A 17687-nucleotide genomic window follows, 5' to 3' on the forward strand; every position below is an offset into this window, starting at 1 on the left:
CGTTACTTCCTCTTAGCTTTCTTGTCCGCGCCATGACCATAATAGGTCCGGGTCGGAGCGAATTCACCGAACTTGTGACCGACCATTTCTTCGGACACCGAGACGGGAACATGCTTGTTGCCGTTGTAGACGCCGAAGGTCAGACCGACGAACTGCGGAAGGATCGTGGAGCGACGGCTCCACATCTTGATCACTTCGTTGCGGCCGCCTTCGCGGACCTTCTCAGCCTTCTTGAGAAGATAACCGTCAACAAACGGACCTTTCCATACTGAACGAGCCACTTGAGACTTCCTCTCTTACTTCTTGCGCTGGTGACGCGAGCGCATAATGAACTTGTCGGTCGACTTGTTGGAGCGCGTGCGCTTGCCCTTTGTGGGCTTGCCCCATGGCGTGACCGGATGGCGACCACCGGAGGTGCGGCCTTCACCGCCGCCGTGCGGATGGTCAACCGGGTTCATGACGACGCCGCGTACGTGCGGACGCTTTCCGCGCCAACGCGAACGGCCGGCCTTACCATCATTGATGTTGCCGTGATCGGGGTTCGATACAGCACCGATCGATGCGAGGCAAGAGCCGTGCACCAGACGCTGCTCGCCCGAGTTCAGGCGCAGGATCGCCATGCCCTGGTCACGGCCGACGAGCTGAGCGTAAGTTCCGGCGGAGCGGGCGATCTGACCGCCTTTGCCCGGCTTCATCTCCACATTGTGGATGATGGAGCCGACCGGAATGAACTGCAGCGGCATCGCATTGCCGGGCTTGACGTCGACGGCCTTTTCCGAGGCAATCACCTTGTCGCCGACAGCCAGGCGCTGCGGCGCCAGGATATAGGCCTGCTCGCCGTCCGCGTAGTTGACGAGCGCGATGAACGCCGTGCGGTTCGGGTCATATTCCAGACGCTCGACCGTGCCTTCGACGTCGAACTTGCGACGCTTGAAGTCGACCAGACGGTAGGTCCGCTTGTGACCACCGCCCTGGAAACGAACGGTGATGCGACCCAGGTTGTTGCGACCGCCCTTGGAGGACAGGCCTTCGGTCAGCGTCTTGACCGGCTTGCCCTTGTAGAGGCCAGCCCGGCTGACGATGACCAGTTGACGCTGGCTCGGCGTCGTCGGATTGAAACTTTTCAATGCCATTTTCTTGTTCCCTTTTGGGTTTTTACCCTAATGGGCCTATCCGTTAGAGACCGGTGGAAACGTCGATGGACTGACCGTCGGCGAGCGTTACGATCGCCTTCTTCACGTCCTTCTGCTTTCCGGCGAAGCCGCGGAAGCGCTTCAGCTTGCCCTTGCGGACGAGCGTGTTCACGGCCGTAACCTTCACGCCGAACAGCGCTTCGACGGCAGCCTTGATCTCAGGCTTCGAAGCACCCTTGGCGACATTGAAGACGACCTGGTTCTGTTCGGAGACCAGCGTCGACTTTTCGGTGATCGAGGGAGACACGATCACGTCGTAGTGGCGAAGATCCGTCATTTGAACCGCTCCTCCAGAGCTTCCACAGCAGCCTTGGAAAGCACGAGCTTGCCACGGCGCAGAATGTCGTAAACGTTGATGCCCTGAACCGGCAGAACGTCCACATTCGGGATGTTCTGGGCGGCGAGCTTGAAGTTGCCTTCGATCTCGGCTCCGCCGATGATCAGGGCGTTGGTGAGGCCGAGCGAGGCGAATGCACCGGCGAGCGCCTTCGTCTTTGCTTCGTTGGCTACGAGATCGTCGATGACGATGATGTCCTCGGCCTTCAGCTTGGCCGACAGCGCATGGCGCAGGCCCAGCGCGCGGATCTTCTTCGGAAGATCGTGCGCATGGCTGCGGACCACCGGACCGTGAGCCTTGCCGCCGCCGCGGAACTGCGGAGCACGAGCCGAATGGTGGCGGGCGCGGCCCGTACCCTTCTGCTTGTACATCTTGGCGCCGGTGCGGGAGACTTCCGCACGGCCCTTGGACTTGTGCGTACCCTGCTGGCGCTTTGCGAGCTGCCAGCGAACGACGCGGGCAATGATGTCTTCACGAGGCTCGAGACCGAAAATGGCGTCGGAAAGGGAAACCTTTCCCGCGTCCTTGCCCTCGAGGGTTTTGACGGTGAGATCCATTATTCGGCTCCCTTACTTCGATTCTGCGGCGCGCACTGCGGCAGGGCGCGGTGCGCCTTCCGGAGTACCCGACTTGATGGCGTCACGGACGACGATCCAGGAACCCTTGGAGCCGGGAACTGCACCCTTGACCAGGATCAGACCGCGGTCTTCATCGGTCGATACGACTTCGAGGTTCTGCGTGGTGACGCGCGTCTGGCCCATGTGACCAGCCATGCGCTTGCCCTTCCAGACGCGGCCCGGGTCCTGGTTGGAACCTGTCGAACCATGCGAACGGTGCGATACGGACACGCCGTGCGTTGCACGCAGGCCGCCGAAGTTGTGGCGCTTGATCGCGCCGGCAAAACCCTTACCGATGGTGGTGCCGGTAACGTCCACGAGCTGCCCGGCGACGAAATGGCCCGCCGTAAGCTCGGCGCCAATGTCGATCAGGTTGTCGGCGCTCACGCGGAACTCGACCAGCTTTGCCTTCGGCTCAACGCTGGCAGCGGCAAAATGGCCGCGCATGGCCTTCGGCGTATTCTTGACCTTCGAACGGCCGGCACCCAGCTGAACTGCGGTATAACCGTTCTTCTCTTCGGTGCGGTGGGAAACTACCTGGCAGTTCTCCAGCCGCAATACTGTTACCGGGATATGCTCGCCGGCGTCGTTGTAGACGCGGGTCATTCCCACCTTCTGTGCAATCACACCTGAACGCATCGGTTCACGCCTCTTGTTTAGGGTTCCCGTCCGGTGCTTCACACACCTTCCGGTTTCCTGTTCCTGGAAGCCGTTGGAGAAACTCCACGTACCTTCCTTGTTATTTCGGCTTGCGCCGGGTCTTACAGCTTGATCTCGACGTCTACGCCGGCGGCCAGATCGAGCTTCATCAGCGCGTCCACCGTCTGCGGGGTCGGGTCAACGATATCGAGAAGGCGCTTGTGCGTGCGCATCTCGAACTGTTCGCGGCTCTTCTTGTCGACGTGGGGCGACCGGTTGACCGTGAATTTCTCAATCCGGGTCGGAAGCGGCACGGGCCCGCGCACACTCGCACCGGTGCGCTTGGCCGTCGACACGATTTCGCGCGTGGAGGCATCGAGGATCCGGTGATCAAACGCCTTGAGGCGGATGCGGATATTCTGGCCGTTCATTCGACTTGTCCTTGCTCGTGTTTTCCGGTGTGCTCACGAAGCACACACTTGAAGTATTCGTTTCGCTTAGCCGCTTCTTTTCAAAAATCGCAGGGACATGGCGGACCATGTCCCTGCCGAAACGGCTCAAGCCGTTTTCTTGTTACTCGACGATGGAGGCGACGATGCCTGCGCCGACGGTGCGGCCGCCTTCGCGGATAGCGAAGCGCAGCTTTTCTTCCATCGCGATCGGCACGATCAGCTCGACGTCAACCGTGACGTTGTCGCCCGGCATGACCATTTCCGTGCCTTCCGGAAGCGTCACGATGCCGGTCACGTCCGTCGTGCGGAAGTAGAACTGCGGACGGTAGTTGGTGAAGAACGGCGTGTGACGGCCACCCTCTTCCTTCGTCAGGATGTAGGCTTCAGCCTTGAACTTGCGGTGCGGCTTGACCGAACCCGGCTTGCACAGAATCTGACCGCGCTCGACGCCGTTGCGGTCGACACCGCGAAGCAGCGCGCCGATGTTGTCGCCGGCCTGGCCCTGGTCGAGCAGCTTGCGGAACATTTCAACGCCCGTGCAGGTCGTCTTCGTCGTCGGACGGATGCCGACGATCTCGATTTCCTCACCGACCTTGACGATGCCGCGCTCGACGCGACCGGTCACGACCGTACCGCGGCCCGAGATCGAGAACACGTCTTCGATCGGCATCAGGAACGGCTGGTCGATCGGACGCTCAGGCGTCGGGATGTAGGCGTCGACCGCAGCCATCAGCTCGCGGATCGCGTCTTCGCCGATCTTCTTGTCCGAATCTTCAAGCGCGGCCAGAGCCGAACCCTTGACGATCGGAATGTCGTCGCCCGGGAATTCGTAGGACGACAGCAGTTCGCGCACTTCCAGCTCGACGAGCTCGAGCAGTTCCGCGTCGTCGACCTGGTCGACCTTGTTCAGGAACACGACGATCGCCGGAACGCCGACCTGGCGGGCCAGCAGGATGTGTTCGCGCGTCTGCGGCATCGGGCCGTCAGCGGCCGAAACAACCAGGATCGCGCCGTCCATCTGCGCCGCACCGGTGATCATGTTCTTGACGTAGTCGGCGTGGCCGGGGCAGTCGACATGCGCATAGTGACGGTTCGGCGTCTCGTATTCGACGTGCGCCGTCGAAATGGTGATGCCGCGGGCCTTTTCTTCCGGCGCAGCGTCGATCTGGTCATACGCCTTGAACTCGCCGAAATACTTCGTGATCGCTGCCGTCAGCGACGTCTTGCCATGGTCAACGTGGCCAATCGTGCCAATGTTGACGTGCGGCTTATTGCGCTCAAATTTGCTCTTTGCCATTTCCGGCTCTCCGTTTCCTGTCCCCTAGAGGGGAAATCTTTTCATTCTGTTTCAGCGCGAGGCTATTCCGGTCACTTCTGACCGGAATACTTCGCCTGGATTTCCTGCGCGACGTTCGACGGAACCGGCGCGTAGTGATCGAACAGCATCGTGTACTGAGCGCGGCCCTGCGACATCGAGCGCAGGTTGTCCACGTACTTGAACATGTTCGCGAGCGGCACGTGGGCATTGATCACAACGGCGACGCCGCGCGCTTCCTGACCCTGGATCTGGCCACGGCGAGAGTTCAGGTCACCGATAACGTCACCGACGTAATCTTCCGGCGTCACGACCTCGACCTTCATGATCGGCTCGAGGAGCTGAGCTCCAGCCTTCTTCGCGGCTTCACGGAAGCATGCACGGGAAGCGATTTCGAAGGCCAGGACCGACGAGTCGACGTCGTGGAATGCACCGTCGATCAGCGTCGCCTTGACGCCGAGCATCGGGAAGCCCGCGAGCGGACCCGAGGACAGGACGCTTTCGATACCCTTCTGAACGCCGGGGATATATTCCTTCGGAACAGCACCACCGACAATCTTCGATTCGAATGCGAAGTCTTCGCCTTCCGGGTTCGGTTCGAAGACGATCTTGACGCGCGCGAACTGGCCGGTACCACCGGACTGCTTCTTGTGCGTGTAATCTTCCTCGTGCTTGCGCGTAATGGTCTCGCGGTAGGCAACCTGCGGAGCACCGACCGAAGCTTCGACCTTGAACTCGCGACGCATGCGGTCGACGATGATGTCCAGGTGAAGTTCGCCCATGCCGGCGATGATCGTCTGGCCGGACTCCTCGTCGGTCTTGACGCGGAAGGACGGATCCTCGGCAGCCAGGCGGTTGAGCGCGAGGCCCATCTTTTCCTGGTCGCCCTTGGTCTTCGGCTCGATCGCGATCTGGATGACCGGCTCCGGGAATTCCATGCGCTCGAGGATAACCGGCTTCAGCGGATCGCAAAGCGTATCGCCAGTGGTGGTTTCCTTGAGGCCGGCCAGAGCAACGATGTCGCCAGCGAAGGCTTCTTCGATGTCTTCACGCGAGTTGGAGTGCATCTGCAGCATGCGGCCGACGCGCTCGCGCTTTTCCTTGACCGTGTTCATCACCGACGTGCCCTTTTCGAGCTTGCCGGAATAGATGCGTGCGAAGGTCAGCGAACCGACGAAGGGGTCGTTCATGATCTTGAACGCGAGCATCGAAAGCGGCTCGTTGTCGTCGGCCTTACGGGTGATCTCGCCTTCGGTCTTGACGTCGATGCCCTTGATCGCCGGAATGTCGATCGGCGACGGCAGGTAATCGACGACGGCGTCGAGCAGAGGCTGAACGCCCTTGTTCTTGAAGGCGGTGCCGCAGAACATGGGGTGGAACTTGACGTCGATCGTACCGCGGCGGACCAGTTCACGGATCTTGTCGTTATCCGGGTAGGTACCTTCCAGGTAGGCTTCCATTGCCGCTTCGTCGATCTCGACAACCGTCTCGATCAGCTTCTCGCGGTATTCTTCCGCCTTTTCCTTCATGTCGGCCGGGATTTCGACGACATCCCACTGGGCGCCGAGCGATTCGTCGCGCCATACGAGAGCATTCATCTCGATCAGGTCGATAACACCCTTGAAGTCGCTTTCAGCGCCGATCGGCAGCTGCATGACGACGGCCGTCGCGCCGAGGCGCGTCTTGATCATCTCGACCGAGCGGTAGAAGTCCGCACCGGTCTTGTCCATCTTGTTGCAGAAGATCATGCGCGGAACATGATACTTCTCGGCCTGGCGCCAGACGGTTTCCGTCTGCGGCTCGACACCGGCATTGGCGTCGAGAAGCGCGATCGCACCGTCGAGAACGCGCAGCGAACGCTCGACTTCGATGGTGAAGTCGACGTGGCCGGGAGTGTCGATGATGTTGAAGCGGCGCGTCTTGCCGTCGCGGCCCTTCCAGAAGGTCGTCGTCGCAGCAGACGTGATCGTGATGCCGCGCTCCTGCTCCTGCTCCATCCAGTCCATGGTCGCGGCGCCGTCATGGACTTCGCCGATCTTGTGGGACTTGCCGGTGTAGTAGAGGATACGCTCGGTCGTCGTCGTCTTGCCGGCGTCGATGTGCGCCATGATACCGAAGTTTCGGTAGTCTTCGATTTTATATTCGCGAGCCATGAGAGACTGCCTTTCGGAACCTGTTCTGATTACCAGCGGTAGTGCGAGAACGCACGGTTGGCATCAGCCATCTTGTGGGTGTCTTCGCGCTTCTTCACTGCGCTGCCGCGGTTGTTCGCTGCGTCCATGAGTTCGCCGCACAGGCGATCGACCATGGTCGTTTCATTGCGCTTACGGGCAGCTGCGATCAGCCAGCGGATAGCGAGAGCCTGACGGCGCTCCGGACGAACGTCGACCGGAACCTGGTAGGTAGCACCACCGACGCGGCGCGAACGCACTTCGACATGCGGAGCGATGTTGTCGAGCGCGGAATGGAACACGGCGACCGGCTCCTGCTTCAGCTTCGACTGGACCGCATCGAATGCACCGTAGACGATGCTTTCCGCAACGGACTTCTTGCCGTGCAGCATGATTGCGTTCATGAACTTCGTGACGACCAGATCACCGAACTTCGGATCCGGGTTGATCTCACGCTTTTCTGCTCTGTGACGTCGGGACATACTTCTCGTCTCTCAACTTTAAATCTTATGACCAGCGAAATGGCGCCGGTTGCGATGTTATTTCGGACGCTTCGCGCCGTACTTGGAGCGGCGCTGCTTACGGTTCTTCACACCCTGCGTATCGAGAACGCCGCGGATGATGTGGTAACGAACACCCGGAAGGTCCTTCACGCGGCCGCCGCGGATCATGACCACGGAGTGCTCCTGAAGGTTGTGGCCTTCACCCGGAATGTAGCCGATCACTTCGAAGCCGTTCGTCAGGCGGATCTTGGCAACCTTACGCAGAGCCGAGTTCGGCTTCTTCGGGGTCGTCGTGTAGACGCGGGTGCAAACGCCGCGCTTCTGCGGGTTCTCCTGCAGTGCAGGAACCTTGTTGCGCTTTACCTGTGCCTGACGTGGCTTGCGGATCAGCTGGTTTACGGTAGGCATCTAACCATCCCTTACAAAAACTTGTCTCGTTACCCTTTCGGGCGGATCGCTTGCCGTCGCCGGCAACAACGAACGCCTATGAAATGCGCAAAACGAGGGCCGATCCGCTTTTCCGCAGATGGCCCCACAAAAAGCAGAGGACGCACTATCTCGCGCGTCTTGCGTGCAGCATTATGTCGTCAGCGTACGTTTTGAACCTTGTTTGAGGCGAACTCCAGAACGCGTCGTTCCGAACCAGCCAGCCTCACATGGGCTCTGATGCGGCGGGGTGTACTGATTTCGGGGCGATCCGTCAAGGGCAATTAGGAAATAATCTAGGCGTTGCAGCCCTGATATGCCCGAGAAACAAGGCTTTGCGCGCTCGCTATGCCCGCGGGCTGGCGCGACGCCGGTTCGTGCCGCCGCATATTCCTTCGCACTTAAGGAATCAGCAACCTCTTTCTGTCGTTTTCCACGACCGCGCGTCGCGCCGCGCCGATGACCGAAAATGTTCAAGCGATCTGGCTGATTCTGGAACGGGTTTCGGTCTGGCGCAATATGCAGTAGAGCAGGATGAAGGCAAAGTGTATCCGGTTTCCCCGCATCCCGCGTCTCAACGCTTGAGAATCGATCGCGACGGTTTCGGCCTCTTTCGACCTAAAATGAACGCGATCGCCCGTTACTATTCTTCAAAGAGGATGTTTCCATGTCTGTCACACCGGATAACGACAACGCACCCGACGAACCGCTGATCTTCATCGTTATCGGCAAAGCCTACGAGACCGACGGCGATGCCGAGGGCGTCGACATCCATGTGATGCTGCGGGCGCCGGATGACGATACGGCCGTGCGCGAAGCGCTGAATGCACTGGCCGAGGAGGGCTTCCTTGAAGCCGATCTCGACCAGATCGGCACCTTGGACGGCATACCGGACGAGGAGCCGCACGCTTCCGCCTATCAGGGCGCACTCGAGGGCGAAGTCGCCATCATTCGCTTCGGTTGAGCGATCTGGCGGCATCTGGTGCCGCCTTGGATCACGATGTTCTTAGGTCGGGTCGACCTAAAAACATGAACGTGATCGATTCCAAGAAGTTGAGACCCGGGATGCGGGCGGAAAACCGCACACACTTTTCCTCATCCCGCTCTACTGCATGTTTCCTTTAATCGTATCCGATCAAAGGACAAAAACATGCAGCAGATAAAAGTGTTACAGCGACCTTTGCGCGTCTGATAAGACGCGCGGCGCTGTAGCGCATCGACGCCAAACACATCGACCTGAAAAAGCCGCCCGGATCGCTCCAGGCGGCTTTATTGTTTCACCAGGGAGGGCAGATACCCTCCCCTTTCCGCTTATTCCGCCGCGGCGGGATCGTTCGCCATGTCGGCGAGCATCGGCGTGGCGCTTTCCGCACCGGTGCCCTTGCGGCGCTCTTCGAGGATCAACTCGTCGCGGGCCGTAGCGATGCGGCGGATCTGTGTCATCGTGCCGCCCGTACCGGCCGGGATGAGACGACCGACAATGACGTTCTCCTTCAGGCCCTGCAGATTGTCCGTCTTGCCTGCGACCGCAGCTTCGGTGAGGACCTTGGTGGTCTCCTGGAACGAAGCGGCCGAGATGAAGGACGGGGTCTGCAGCGATGCCTTGGTGATGCCGAGCAGCACCGGCTCGCCAAAGGCGGGCTTCTTGCCTTCGGCAAGCAGAGAGTCGTTGACGTCCTCGAGCTCGATGCGATCGACGTTGTCGCCGACGATATAGGTCGAGTCACCGGCGTCGGTGATTTCGACCTTCTGGAGCATCTGCCGGACGATCACCTCGATATGCTTGTCGTTGATGACAACGCCCTGCAGTCGGTAGACTTCCTGGATCTCGTTGACGAGATAGGAAGCAAGTGCTTCCACGCCCTTGATCGCCAGGATGTCATGCGGCGCCGGATTGCCGTCGAGGATGTAGTCGCCCTTCTCGATGTAGTCGCCATCCTGAAGATGGAAGGGCTTGCCCTTCGGGATCAGGTATTCGACCGGCTCGACACCGTCTTCCGCCGGCTCGATCATCACGCGACGCTTGTTCTTGTAATCGCGGCCGAAACGGATCGTGCCATCGATCTCAGCGATGATGGCGTGATCCTTCGGACGACGCGCCTCGAACAGTTCGGCAACGCGCGGCAGACCACCGGTGATGTCCTTGGTCTTGGCGCTTTCGAGCGGCGAACGGGCAAGAACGTCGCCCTGGCTGACCTTCTGTCCCGGCTCGACGGAAAGGATCGCGTCGACCGAGAGCATGAAGCGGGCTTCGCCGCCGCGGGCAAGCTTGGCGATGTTGCCGTTCTTGTCCTTGATGACGATCGCCGGCTTCAGGTCGGTACCGCGTGGCGTCGAACGCCAGTCGATGACCTGGCGCTTGGTGATGCCGGTCGACTCGTCGGTCGATTCCAGAACCGAGATGCCGTCGACCACGTCTTCGAAGTGAACGGTACCTTCCACTTCCGTCATCATCGGACGGGTGTAGGGGTCCCACTCGGCGAAACGCTGGCCGCGCTTCACCTTGTCGCCATCGTCGACGAAGATCTTCGAACCGTAGGCAACGCGCTGCGAGGAGCGCTCGACACCGCGTTCGTCGAGGATCTGGATCGCCATGTTGCGGCCCATGGCGACGAGTACGCCATCGGAATTGCGCAGCATGTTGCGGTTCTTGATCTGAACCGTGCCCTCGTAAGAGGCTTCCAGGAACGACTGGTCGACCACCGTTGCCGTACCACCAAGGTGGAACGTACGCATGGTCAGCTGCGTGCCCGGCTCGCCGATCGACTGAGCCGCGATGACGCCGACGGCTTCGCCCATGTTGACAGGCGTACCGCGAGCGAGGTCACGGCCGTAGCAAACGCCGCAGACGCCGGTCTGGATCTCGCAGGTCAGAGCCGAGCGAATCCGGACGGACTGGATACCGGCCGTCTCGATCGCGACGACGTCCGGCTCGAGAATCATCTTGCCGGCATCGACGATGCGCTCACCGGTGACCGGGTTGTCGATGTTGTCGAGCGCCGTACGGCCGAGGATACGCTGGCCGATCGAGGCCACGACCTGACCGGCATCGACGATCGCAGTCATGGTGAGGCCCTTGTCGGTGCCGCAATCCGTATGCGTGACGATGCAGTCCTGCGCCACGTCGACGAGACGACGGGTCAGGTAACCGGAGTTCGCAGTCTTCAAGGCGGTGTCGGCGAGACCCTTACGGGCACCGTGAGTCGAGTTGAAGTACTCGTTCACGGTCAGGCCTTCCTTGAAGTTCGAGATGATCGGCGTTTCGATGATCTCGCCCGAAGGCTTTGCCATGAGGCCGCGCATGCCGCCAAGCTGACGCATCTGGTTCGGCGAACCGCGGGCGCCCGAGTGCGACATCATGTAGATCGAGTTCATCGGCTTCTGGCGGCCGCTGTCGTCGAACTCGACGGCCTTGATGCGCGCCATCATCTCTTCGGCGACCTTCTCGGTCGCCTTGCCCCAGGCGTCGACGACCTTGTTGTACTTTTCGCCCTGGGTGATGAGGCCGTCATTGTACTGCTGCTCGTATTCCTTCACGAGCGCTTCGGTGTCGCCGACGATCTTCACCTTCGTGTCCGGAATCACCATGTCGTCCTTGCCGAACGAAATGCCGGCGCGGCAGGCATGCGAGAAGCCGAGCTGCATGATCCGGTCGCAGAAGATGACCGTGTCCTTCTGACCGCAATGGCGATAGACCGTGTCGATCATCTTGGAGATGTTCTTCTTGGTCATTTCCTGGTTGCAGGTTTCGAAGGGGACGTTCGGGTTCTTCGGCAGGAGTTCGCCGATGATCATGCGGCCAGGCGTCGTTTCATAGATCTTCGAAACCGGGTTGCCCTCGGCATCGACGGTCTTGTAACGGCCACGGATCTTGGCGTGCAGGGTGACGGCCTTGGTCTCCAGCGCATGGTGCAATTCGCCCATGTCGGAGAAGGCCATGCCTTCGCCCGGCTCGTTCTGGTTCATGATCGAGAGATAGTACAGGCCGAGAACCATGTCCTGCGACGGCACGATGATCGGGGCACCGTTTGCCGGATGCAGGATGTTGTTCGTCGACATCATCAGCACGCGTGCTTCGAGCTGCGCTTCGAGCGACAGCGGCACGTGAACGGCCATCTGGTCGCCGTCGAAGTCGGCGTTGAAGGCCGTGCAGACGAGCGGGTGCAGCTGGATCGCCTTGCCTTCGACCAGGATCGGCTCGAAGGCCTGGATGCCCAGGCGGTGCAGGGTCGGCGCGCGGTTCAGAAGAACCGGGTGCTCGCGGATGACCTCGTCCAGGATATCCCAGACTTCCGGCTTTTCCTTCTCGACCAGCTTCTTCGCCTGCTTGACGGTCGAGGAGTAACCCTTGGCGTCGAGGCGGGCGTAGATGAACGGCTTGAAGAGCTCGAGCGCCATCTTCTTCGGCAGGCCGCACTGGTGCAGCTTGAGTTCCGGACCGGTCACGATGACCGAACGGCCGGAATAGTCGACGCGCTTGCCGAGCAGGTTCTGACGGAAGCGGCCCTGCTTGCCCTTGAGCATGTCGGAGAGCGACTTCAGCGGACGCTTGTTCGCACCCGTGATGACGCGGCCGCGGCGGCCGTTGTCGAACAGCGCGTCCACGGATTCCTGCAGCATCCGCTTTTCGTTGCGGATGATGATGCCGGGCGCACGCAGTTCGATCAGCCGCTTCAGGCGGTTGTTGCGGTTGATGACGCGGCGGTAGAGATCGTTGAGGTCCGACGTTGCGAAACGGCCGCCGTCAAGCGGCACGAGCGGACGCAGGTCCGGCGGGATCACCGGAACGACCTTCATGATCATCCATTCCGGACGATTGCCGGATTCCATGAAGTTCTCGACGATCTTCAGCCGCTTCATCAGCTTCTTCTGCTTCAGATCGGACGTCGTCTCGGCCATCTCCGAACGCAGATCGCCCGCGATCTTCTCGAGATTCATCGATGCGAGCATCTCGTAGATCGCTTCGGCGCCGATCATCGCGGTGAACTGGTCCTCACCGAACTCGTCGACCGCGATCATGTATTCTTCTTCGCTCAGGAGCTGGTTTTCCTTGAGCGACGTCAGACCCGGCTCGGTGACGATGTAGTTCTCGAAGTAGAGGACGCGCTCGATATCCTTGAGCGTCATGTCGAGCAGCGTTGCGATGCGGCTCGGCAGCGACTTCAGGAACCAGATGTGAGCAACGGGCGCGGCGAGCTCGATATGGCCCATGCGCTCGCGGCGAACGCGCGACAGCGTGACTTCGACGCCGCACTTTTCGCAGATGATGCCCTTGTACTTCATGCGCTTGTACTTGCCGCACAGGCACTCGTAGTCCTTGATCGGACCAAAGATGCGGGCGCAGAAAAGACCGTCGCGTTCCGGCTTGAAGGTACGGTAGTTAATCGTCTCCGGCTTCTTGATCTCACCGTAAGACCAGGAAAGAATCTTCTCCGGGGACGCTATCGAAATCCGGATGGAATCGAAGGTCTGTGCAGGCACCTGCGGATTGAAAAGATTCATGACCTCTTGGTTCATGCCTGTCTCCTTTGCGGGCATTTAAGCCCTGAGCTTGGCGAGAGTGCCGGCAAATCCCGGGCGCCGGCCCCTGCCCCATAAACAGCTAAAACCGCATCGGGTGCGGCCCTGTTCCTGCCGCGGACAATCAGGTGCCCGACGGCGGAAACGGTGCGCGCCGCTTAGCGGCACGCACCTGATGACTCTTATTCGGCCGCGTCCGGCAGCTGCGCCGTGCTACCGACGTCGTCGACCTTGGAGTTCTCCAGCTCGACCGAAAGGCCCAATGAGCGCATTTCCTTGACGAGAACGTTGAAGCTCTCCGGAATACCCGCTTCGAAGGTATCGTCGCCGCGGACAATCGCCTCGTAGACCTTGGTGCGGCCGGCCACGTCGTCCGACTTGACCGTCAGCATTTCCTGCAGCGTATAGGCGGCACCGTAGGCTTCCAGAGCCCAGACCTCCATTTCGCCGAAGCGCTGACCGCCGAACTGCGCCTTGCCGCCCAGCGGCTGCTGGGTAACGAGCGAGTAAGGACCGATCGAACGGGCGTGGATCTTGTCGTCGACCAGGTGGTTGAGCTTCAGCATGTAGATGTAGCCCACGGTCACCTGACGGTCGAAAGTCTCGCCGGTACGGCCGTCATAGAGCGTCGACTGACCGGTTACCTTCAGGCCAGCCTGCTCCAGCATCTCGTTGACGTCCGCTTCGACGGCACCGTCGAAGACCGGTGTCGCGATCGAAACGCCGCGGCGGGTCTGCTCGGCAAGCCGGACGATCGATTCATCGTCGTACTGCTTGATCGGCTCGCCCTTCGGGCCAGATCCGATGACGCTGTCGATGGTATCGCGCAGCGGCTGGATATCAGCGCCCGCCTTGTATGCATCGAGCATCGCTCCGATCTTCTTGCCCATGCCGGCGCAAGCCCAACCGAGATGGGTCTCGAGGATCTGACCGACATTCATGCGCGACGGCACGCCGAGCGGGTTCAGAACCACGTCGACATGCGTGCCGTCTTCCAGGAACGGCATGTCTTCGATCGGCACGATCCGCGACACGACACCCTTGTTGCCGTGACGGCCGGCCATCTTGTCGCCCGGCTGGATCTTGCGCTTCACGGCGACGAAGACCTTGACCATCTTCATGACGCCCGGAGGCATCTCATCGCCGCGCTGAACCTTTTCGACCTTGTCCATGAAGCGCTGTTCAAGGCGCGACTTGGATTCGTCGTACTGTGCGCGAAGCGCTTCGATCTCGCCCTGCGCCTTCTCGTCCTCGATAGCGAACATCCACCACTGCGAGCGGGGATATTCACTGATGACGACGTTGGAGAGCTCGGTGCCCTTCTTGAAGCCCTTCGGACCGGCAACGGCGACGTGGCCGCGAAGCATGTCGACCAGACGCGCATAGACGTTGCGGTCGAGGATCGCCTGTTCGTCGTCGCGGTCCTTCGCGAGACGCTCGATTTCCTCGCGCTCGATCGCCATCGCGCGCTCGTCCTTCTCGACGCCATGGCGGTTGAAGACGCGCACTTCGACGACCGTGCCGAAGGTGCCCGGGGGCATGCGCATCGACGTGTCGCGAACGTCCGACGCCTTCTCGCCGAAGATCGCGCGCAGAAGCTTTTCTTCCGGCGTCATCGGGCTCTCGCCCTTCGGCGTGATCTTGCCGACGAGGATGTCGCCCGGCTGAACTTCGGCGCCGATGTACACGATACCGGCTTCGTCCAGGTTTTTCAGCGCTTCTTCCGAAACGTTCGGAATGTCGCGGGTGATTTCTTCCGGACCAAGCTTGGTGTCGCGCGCCATCACTTCGAATTCCTCGATGTGGATCGAGGTGAAGACGTCGTCACGCACGATCCGCTCGGAGAGCAGGATCGAGTCTTCGTAGTTGTAGCCGTTCCAGGGCATGAACGCGACGAGGGCGTTTCGGCCGAGCGCCAGATCGCCGAGGTCGGTCGACGGACCGTCCGCGATGATATCGCCCTTGTTGATCACGTCACCGACGGTGACCAGCGGGCGCTGGTTGACGCAGGTGTTCTGGTTGGAGCGCTGGAACTTCTGCAGGCGGTAGATATCGACGCCCGACTTGGACGGATCCAGGTCTTCGGTGGCGCGGATAACGATACGGGTCGCGTCCACCTGGTCGACGATACCGCCGCGGCGGGCAGCGATCGCAGCACCGGAGTCACGCGCGACGACCGGCTCCATGCCGGTGCCGACGAAGGGCGCTTCCGCACGCAGCAGCGGCACGGCCTGACGCTGCATGTTCGAGCCCATCAGCGCGCGGTTGGCGTCATCGTTCTCGAGGAACGGAATGAGCGCGGCCGCGACCGAGACGAGCTGCTTCGGCGAAACGTCCATCAGGTTGATGTTGTCGCGCGGCGCCAGCATGACTTCGCCGGCGTGGCGGCAAACGACGAATTCTTCAGAGAAGGAGCCGTCGTTATCCAGCACCGAGTTTGCCTGTGCAACGTGATACTTCGCTTCTTCCATCGCCGACAGATAGACGACGTCGTTCGTCACCTTGCCGTCGACGATCTTGCGGTACGGGCTCTCGATGAAGCCGTACTTGTTGACGCGGGCGAAGGTCGCAAGCGAGTTGATCAGACCGATGTTGGGGCCTTCCGGCGTTTCGATCGGGCAGATACGGCCGTAATGCGTCGGATGCACGTCGCGCACTTCGAAGCCGGCACGTTCGCGGGTCAGACCGCCCGGACCCAGTGCCGAAAGGCGGCGCTTGTGGGTGATTTCCGAAAGCGGGTTCACCTGGTCCATGAACTGCGAGAGCTGCGAGGAACCGAAGAATTCGCGAACGGCTGCGGCAGCCGGCTTCGCGTTGATCAGGTCCTGCGGCATCACGGTGTCGATCTCGATCGAGGACATGCGCTCCTTGATCGCACGTTCCATACGCAGGAGACCCAGACGGTACTGGTTCTCCATCAACTCGCCGACCGAGCGGACGCGGCGGTTGCCGAGGTTGTCGATGTCGTCGATCTCGCCCTTGCCGTCACGCAGTTCCACGAGCATCTTGACCACGGCCAGGATGTCTTCCTTGCGCAGCGTGCGAACCGTGTCCGGAACGTCCAGATCGAGGCGCATGTTCATCTTCACGCGGCCGACGGCCGAGAGATCGTAGCGCTCGGCATCGAAGAAGAGCGCATTGAACATGGCTTCGGCCGAATCCATGGTCGGCGGCTCACCCGGACGCATGACGCGGTAGATGTCGAACAGCGCGTCCTGACGGTTCTCGTTCTTGTCGGCCGAAAGCGTGTTGCGGATATAGGCGCCGATATTGATGTGGTCGATGTCGAGCACCGGGATCTCATCGAAGCCGGCGGAAAGAATGACCGGAAGCGTCTTCTCGTCGATCTCGTCACCGGCCTCGAGATAGATCTCGCCGGTCTCGAAGTTGACGACGTCCTCGGCGAGATAGTTGCCGTAGAGATCGTCGTCGGTCGCCTTGAGCGCCTTCAGGCCCTTTTCCTGCAACTGCCGGAGCAGGCGCGGCGTCAGCTTCTTGCCGCTCTCGACAACGACCTCGCCGGTATCGGCGTCGATCATGTCTGCCAGTGTCTTCTGGCCCTTCAGCGCATCCGGCTGGAACGGCACGCGCCAGCCCTCGCCGTCGCGCTGGTAGAGCGACTTCGTGTAGAAGGTGTCGAGGATTTCTTCGCCGTCCATTCCGAGCGCCATCAGAAGCGACGTCACCGGAATCTTGCGGCGGCGGTCGATACGCGCATGGACGATGTCCTTCGCGTCGAACTCGATGTCGAGCCACGAACCGCGATAGGGGATCACGCGCGCGGCGAAGAGCAGCTTGCCGGACGAGTGGCTCTTGCCCTTGTCATGGTCGAAGAAGACACCCGGCGACCGGTGCATCTGCGAGACGATGACGCGCTCCGTGCCGTTGACGATGAAGGTACCGTTGTCCGTCATGAGCGGCATGTCGCCCATGTAGACGTTCTGTTCCTTGATATCCTTGATGGACTTGGCGCCGGTGTCCTCGTCGATATCGAACACGATCAGCCGCAGCGTCACCTTGAGCGGCGCCGCATAGGTCAGGTCGCGCTGACGGCACTCCTCGACGTCGAACTTCGGTGCCTCGAATTCGTAGGAAACGAACTCGAGCATCGAAGCGCCGGAGAAATCCTTGATCGGAAATACCGATTTGAAAACGGCTTGAAGCCCCTCATCCGGCCGTCCGCCTTGGGGCTCGTCCACCATGAGGAACTGGTCGTAAGACGCCTTCTGAACCTCGATGAGGTTCGGCATCTCCGCGACTTCGGGAATTTTACCAAAAAACTTGCGTACGCGCCTACGACCGTTAAACGAAAGGGTCTGAGCCATCGTCGCTCCTTGTCAATCTTGCATCCGGGCCTGCAACGGACGGGAACCGATGGCCAGTCGACCCCGTCAATCAATGGGTAGTTCAATCTCGTCCAGCATTCGAAAGACGCCAGCGCGGAATGCTGTGCTGTCCTTCGATCGGGACCATCCTCTTGAAGAACCCATTACCCAAAAGCCGTTTTCGACAGG

At 60.7% G+C, this 17687-nt stretch carries 13 protein-coding genes; 1 reads left to right on the top strand and 12 read right to left on the bottom strand.

Annotated elements, in window-relative coordinates:
- Positions 1 to 2: 2 nt before the first annotated feature.
- From rpsS to rpsL, 10 genes are all read right to left on the bottom strand, one after another.
- On the bottom strand, positions 3 to 281 hold the full coding sequence (gene rpsS / locus M1D43_RS06675) for a 30S ribosomal protein S19 (protein ID WP_002964358.1): 279 nt from the start codon (positions 279 to 281) through the stop codon (positions 3 to 5).
- 15 nt (positions 282 to 296) lie between these two features.
- Entirely contained in the window at positions 297 to 1133 is an 837-nt protein-coding gene (gene rplB, locus M1D43_RS06680) for a 50S ribosomal protein L2 (RefSeq protein ID WP_003536619.1), read from the bottom strand.
- 43 nt (positions 1134 to 1176) lie between these two features.
- A complete protein-coding gene (locus M1D43_RS06685; RefSeq protein WP_003536621.1) occupies positions 1177 to 1470 on the bottom strand; it encodes a 50S ribosomal protein L23 in 294 nt (97 codons plus the stop codon).
- Positions 1467 to 2087, bottom strand: a complete 621-nt coding sequence (gene rplD, locus M1D43_RS06690; protein ID WP_003536623.1) for a 50S ribosomal protein L4 — start codon at positions 2085 to 2087, stop codon at positions 1467 to 1469. The genes M1D43_RS06685 and rplD overlap by 4 nt, the downstream gene beginning before the upstream one ends.
- Positions 2088 to 2099: 12 nt before the next feature.
- Entirely contained in the window at positions 2100 to 2786 is a 687-nt protein-coding gene (gene rplC, locus M1D43_RS06695) for a 50S ribosomal protein L3 (protein WP_010969195.1), read from the bottom strand.
- 122 nt (positions 2787 to 2908) lie between these two features.
- Positions 2909 to 3217, bottom strand: a complete 309-nt coding sequence (gene rpsJ, locus M1D43_RS06700; RefSeq protein WP_003507767.1) for a 30S ribosomal protein S10 — start codon at positions 3215 to 3217, stop codon at positions 2909 to 2911.
- Positions 3218 to 3359: 142 nt separating this feature from the next.
- Positions 3360 to 4535 carry an elongation factor Tu gene (gene tuf / locus M1D43_RS06705; protein WP_010969189.1) on the bottom strand — a complete coding sequence of 392 codons (1176 nt, stop codon included), beginning with the start codon at positions 4533 to 4535 and terminating at the stop codon, positions 3360 to 3362.
- Between the two features lie 71 nt (positions 4536 to 4606).
- Positions 4607 to 6706 carry an elongation factor G gene (gene fusA, locus M1D43_RS06710; RefSeq protein ID WP_003536200.1) on the bottom strand — a complete coding sequence of 700 codons (2100 nt, stop codon included), beginning with the start codon at positions 6704 to 6706 and terminating at the stop codon, positions 4607 to 4609.
- Between the two features lie 29 nt (positions 6707 to 6735).
- A complete protein-coding gene (gene rpsG / locus M1D43_RS06715) occupies positions 6736 to 7206 on the bottom strand; it encodes a 30S ribosomal protein S7 (protein WP_003536198.1) in 471 nt (156 codons plus the stop codon).
- 57 nt (positions 7207 to 7263) lie between these two features.
- Positions 7264 to 7635 (bottom strand): 30S ribosomal protein S12, encoded by a 372-nt coding sequence (gene rpsL / locus M1D43_RS06720; RefSeq protein ID WP_003507760.1) that lies wholly within the window; start codon positions 7633 to 7635, stop codon positions 7264 to 7266.
- A gap of 685 nt (positions 7636 to 8320) precedes the next feature.
- Here rpsL and M1D43_RS06725 point away from each other — a divergent pair.
- Positions 8321 to 8617 carry a hypothetical protein gene (locus tag M1D43_RS06725; RefSeq protein ID WP_010969192.1) on the top strand — a complete coding sequence of 99 codons (297 nt, stop codon included), beginning with the start codon at positions 8321 to 8323 and terminating at the stop codon, positions 8615 to 8617.
- Positions 8618 to 8964: 347 nt separating this feature from the next.
- Here the strand turns inward: M1D43_RS06725 and rpoC are convergent, their stop codons facing one another.
- Both rpoC and rpoB read right to left on the bottom strand, forming a co-directional pair.
- The gene (rpoC, locus tag M1D43_RS06730) at positions 8965 to 13170 is read right to left on the bottom strand and encodes a DNA-directed RNA polymerase subunit beta' (protein WP_153314639.1); all 4206 of its coding nucleotides are present in this window, start codon (positions 13168 to 13170) and stop codon (positions 8965 to 8967) included.
- 185 nt (positions 13171 to 13355) lie between these two features.
- Positions 13356 to 17498 carry a DNA-directed RNA polymerase subunit beta gene (rpoB, locus tag M1D43_RS06735; protein ID WP_153314641.1) on the bottom strand — a complete coding sequence of 1381 codons (4143 nt, stop codon included), beginning with the start codon at positions 17496 to 17498 and terminating at the stop codon, positions 13356 to 13358.
- Between the last annotated feature and the right edge of the window lie 189 nt (positions 17499 to 17687).

The organism is Ensifer sp. R1-3 (assembly GCF_056739175.1).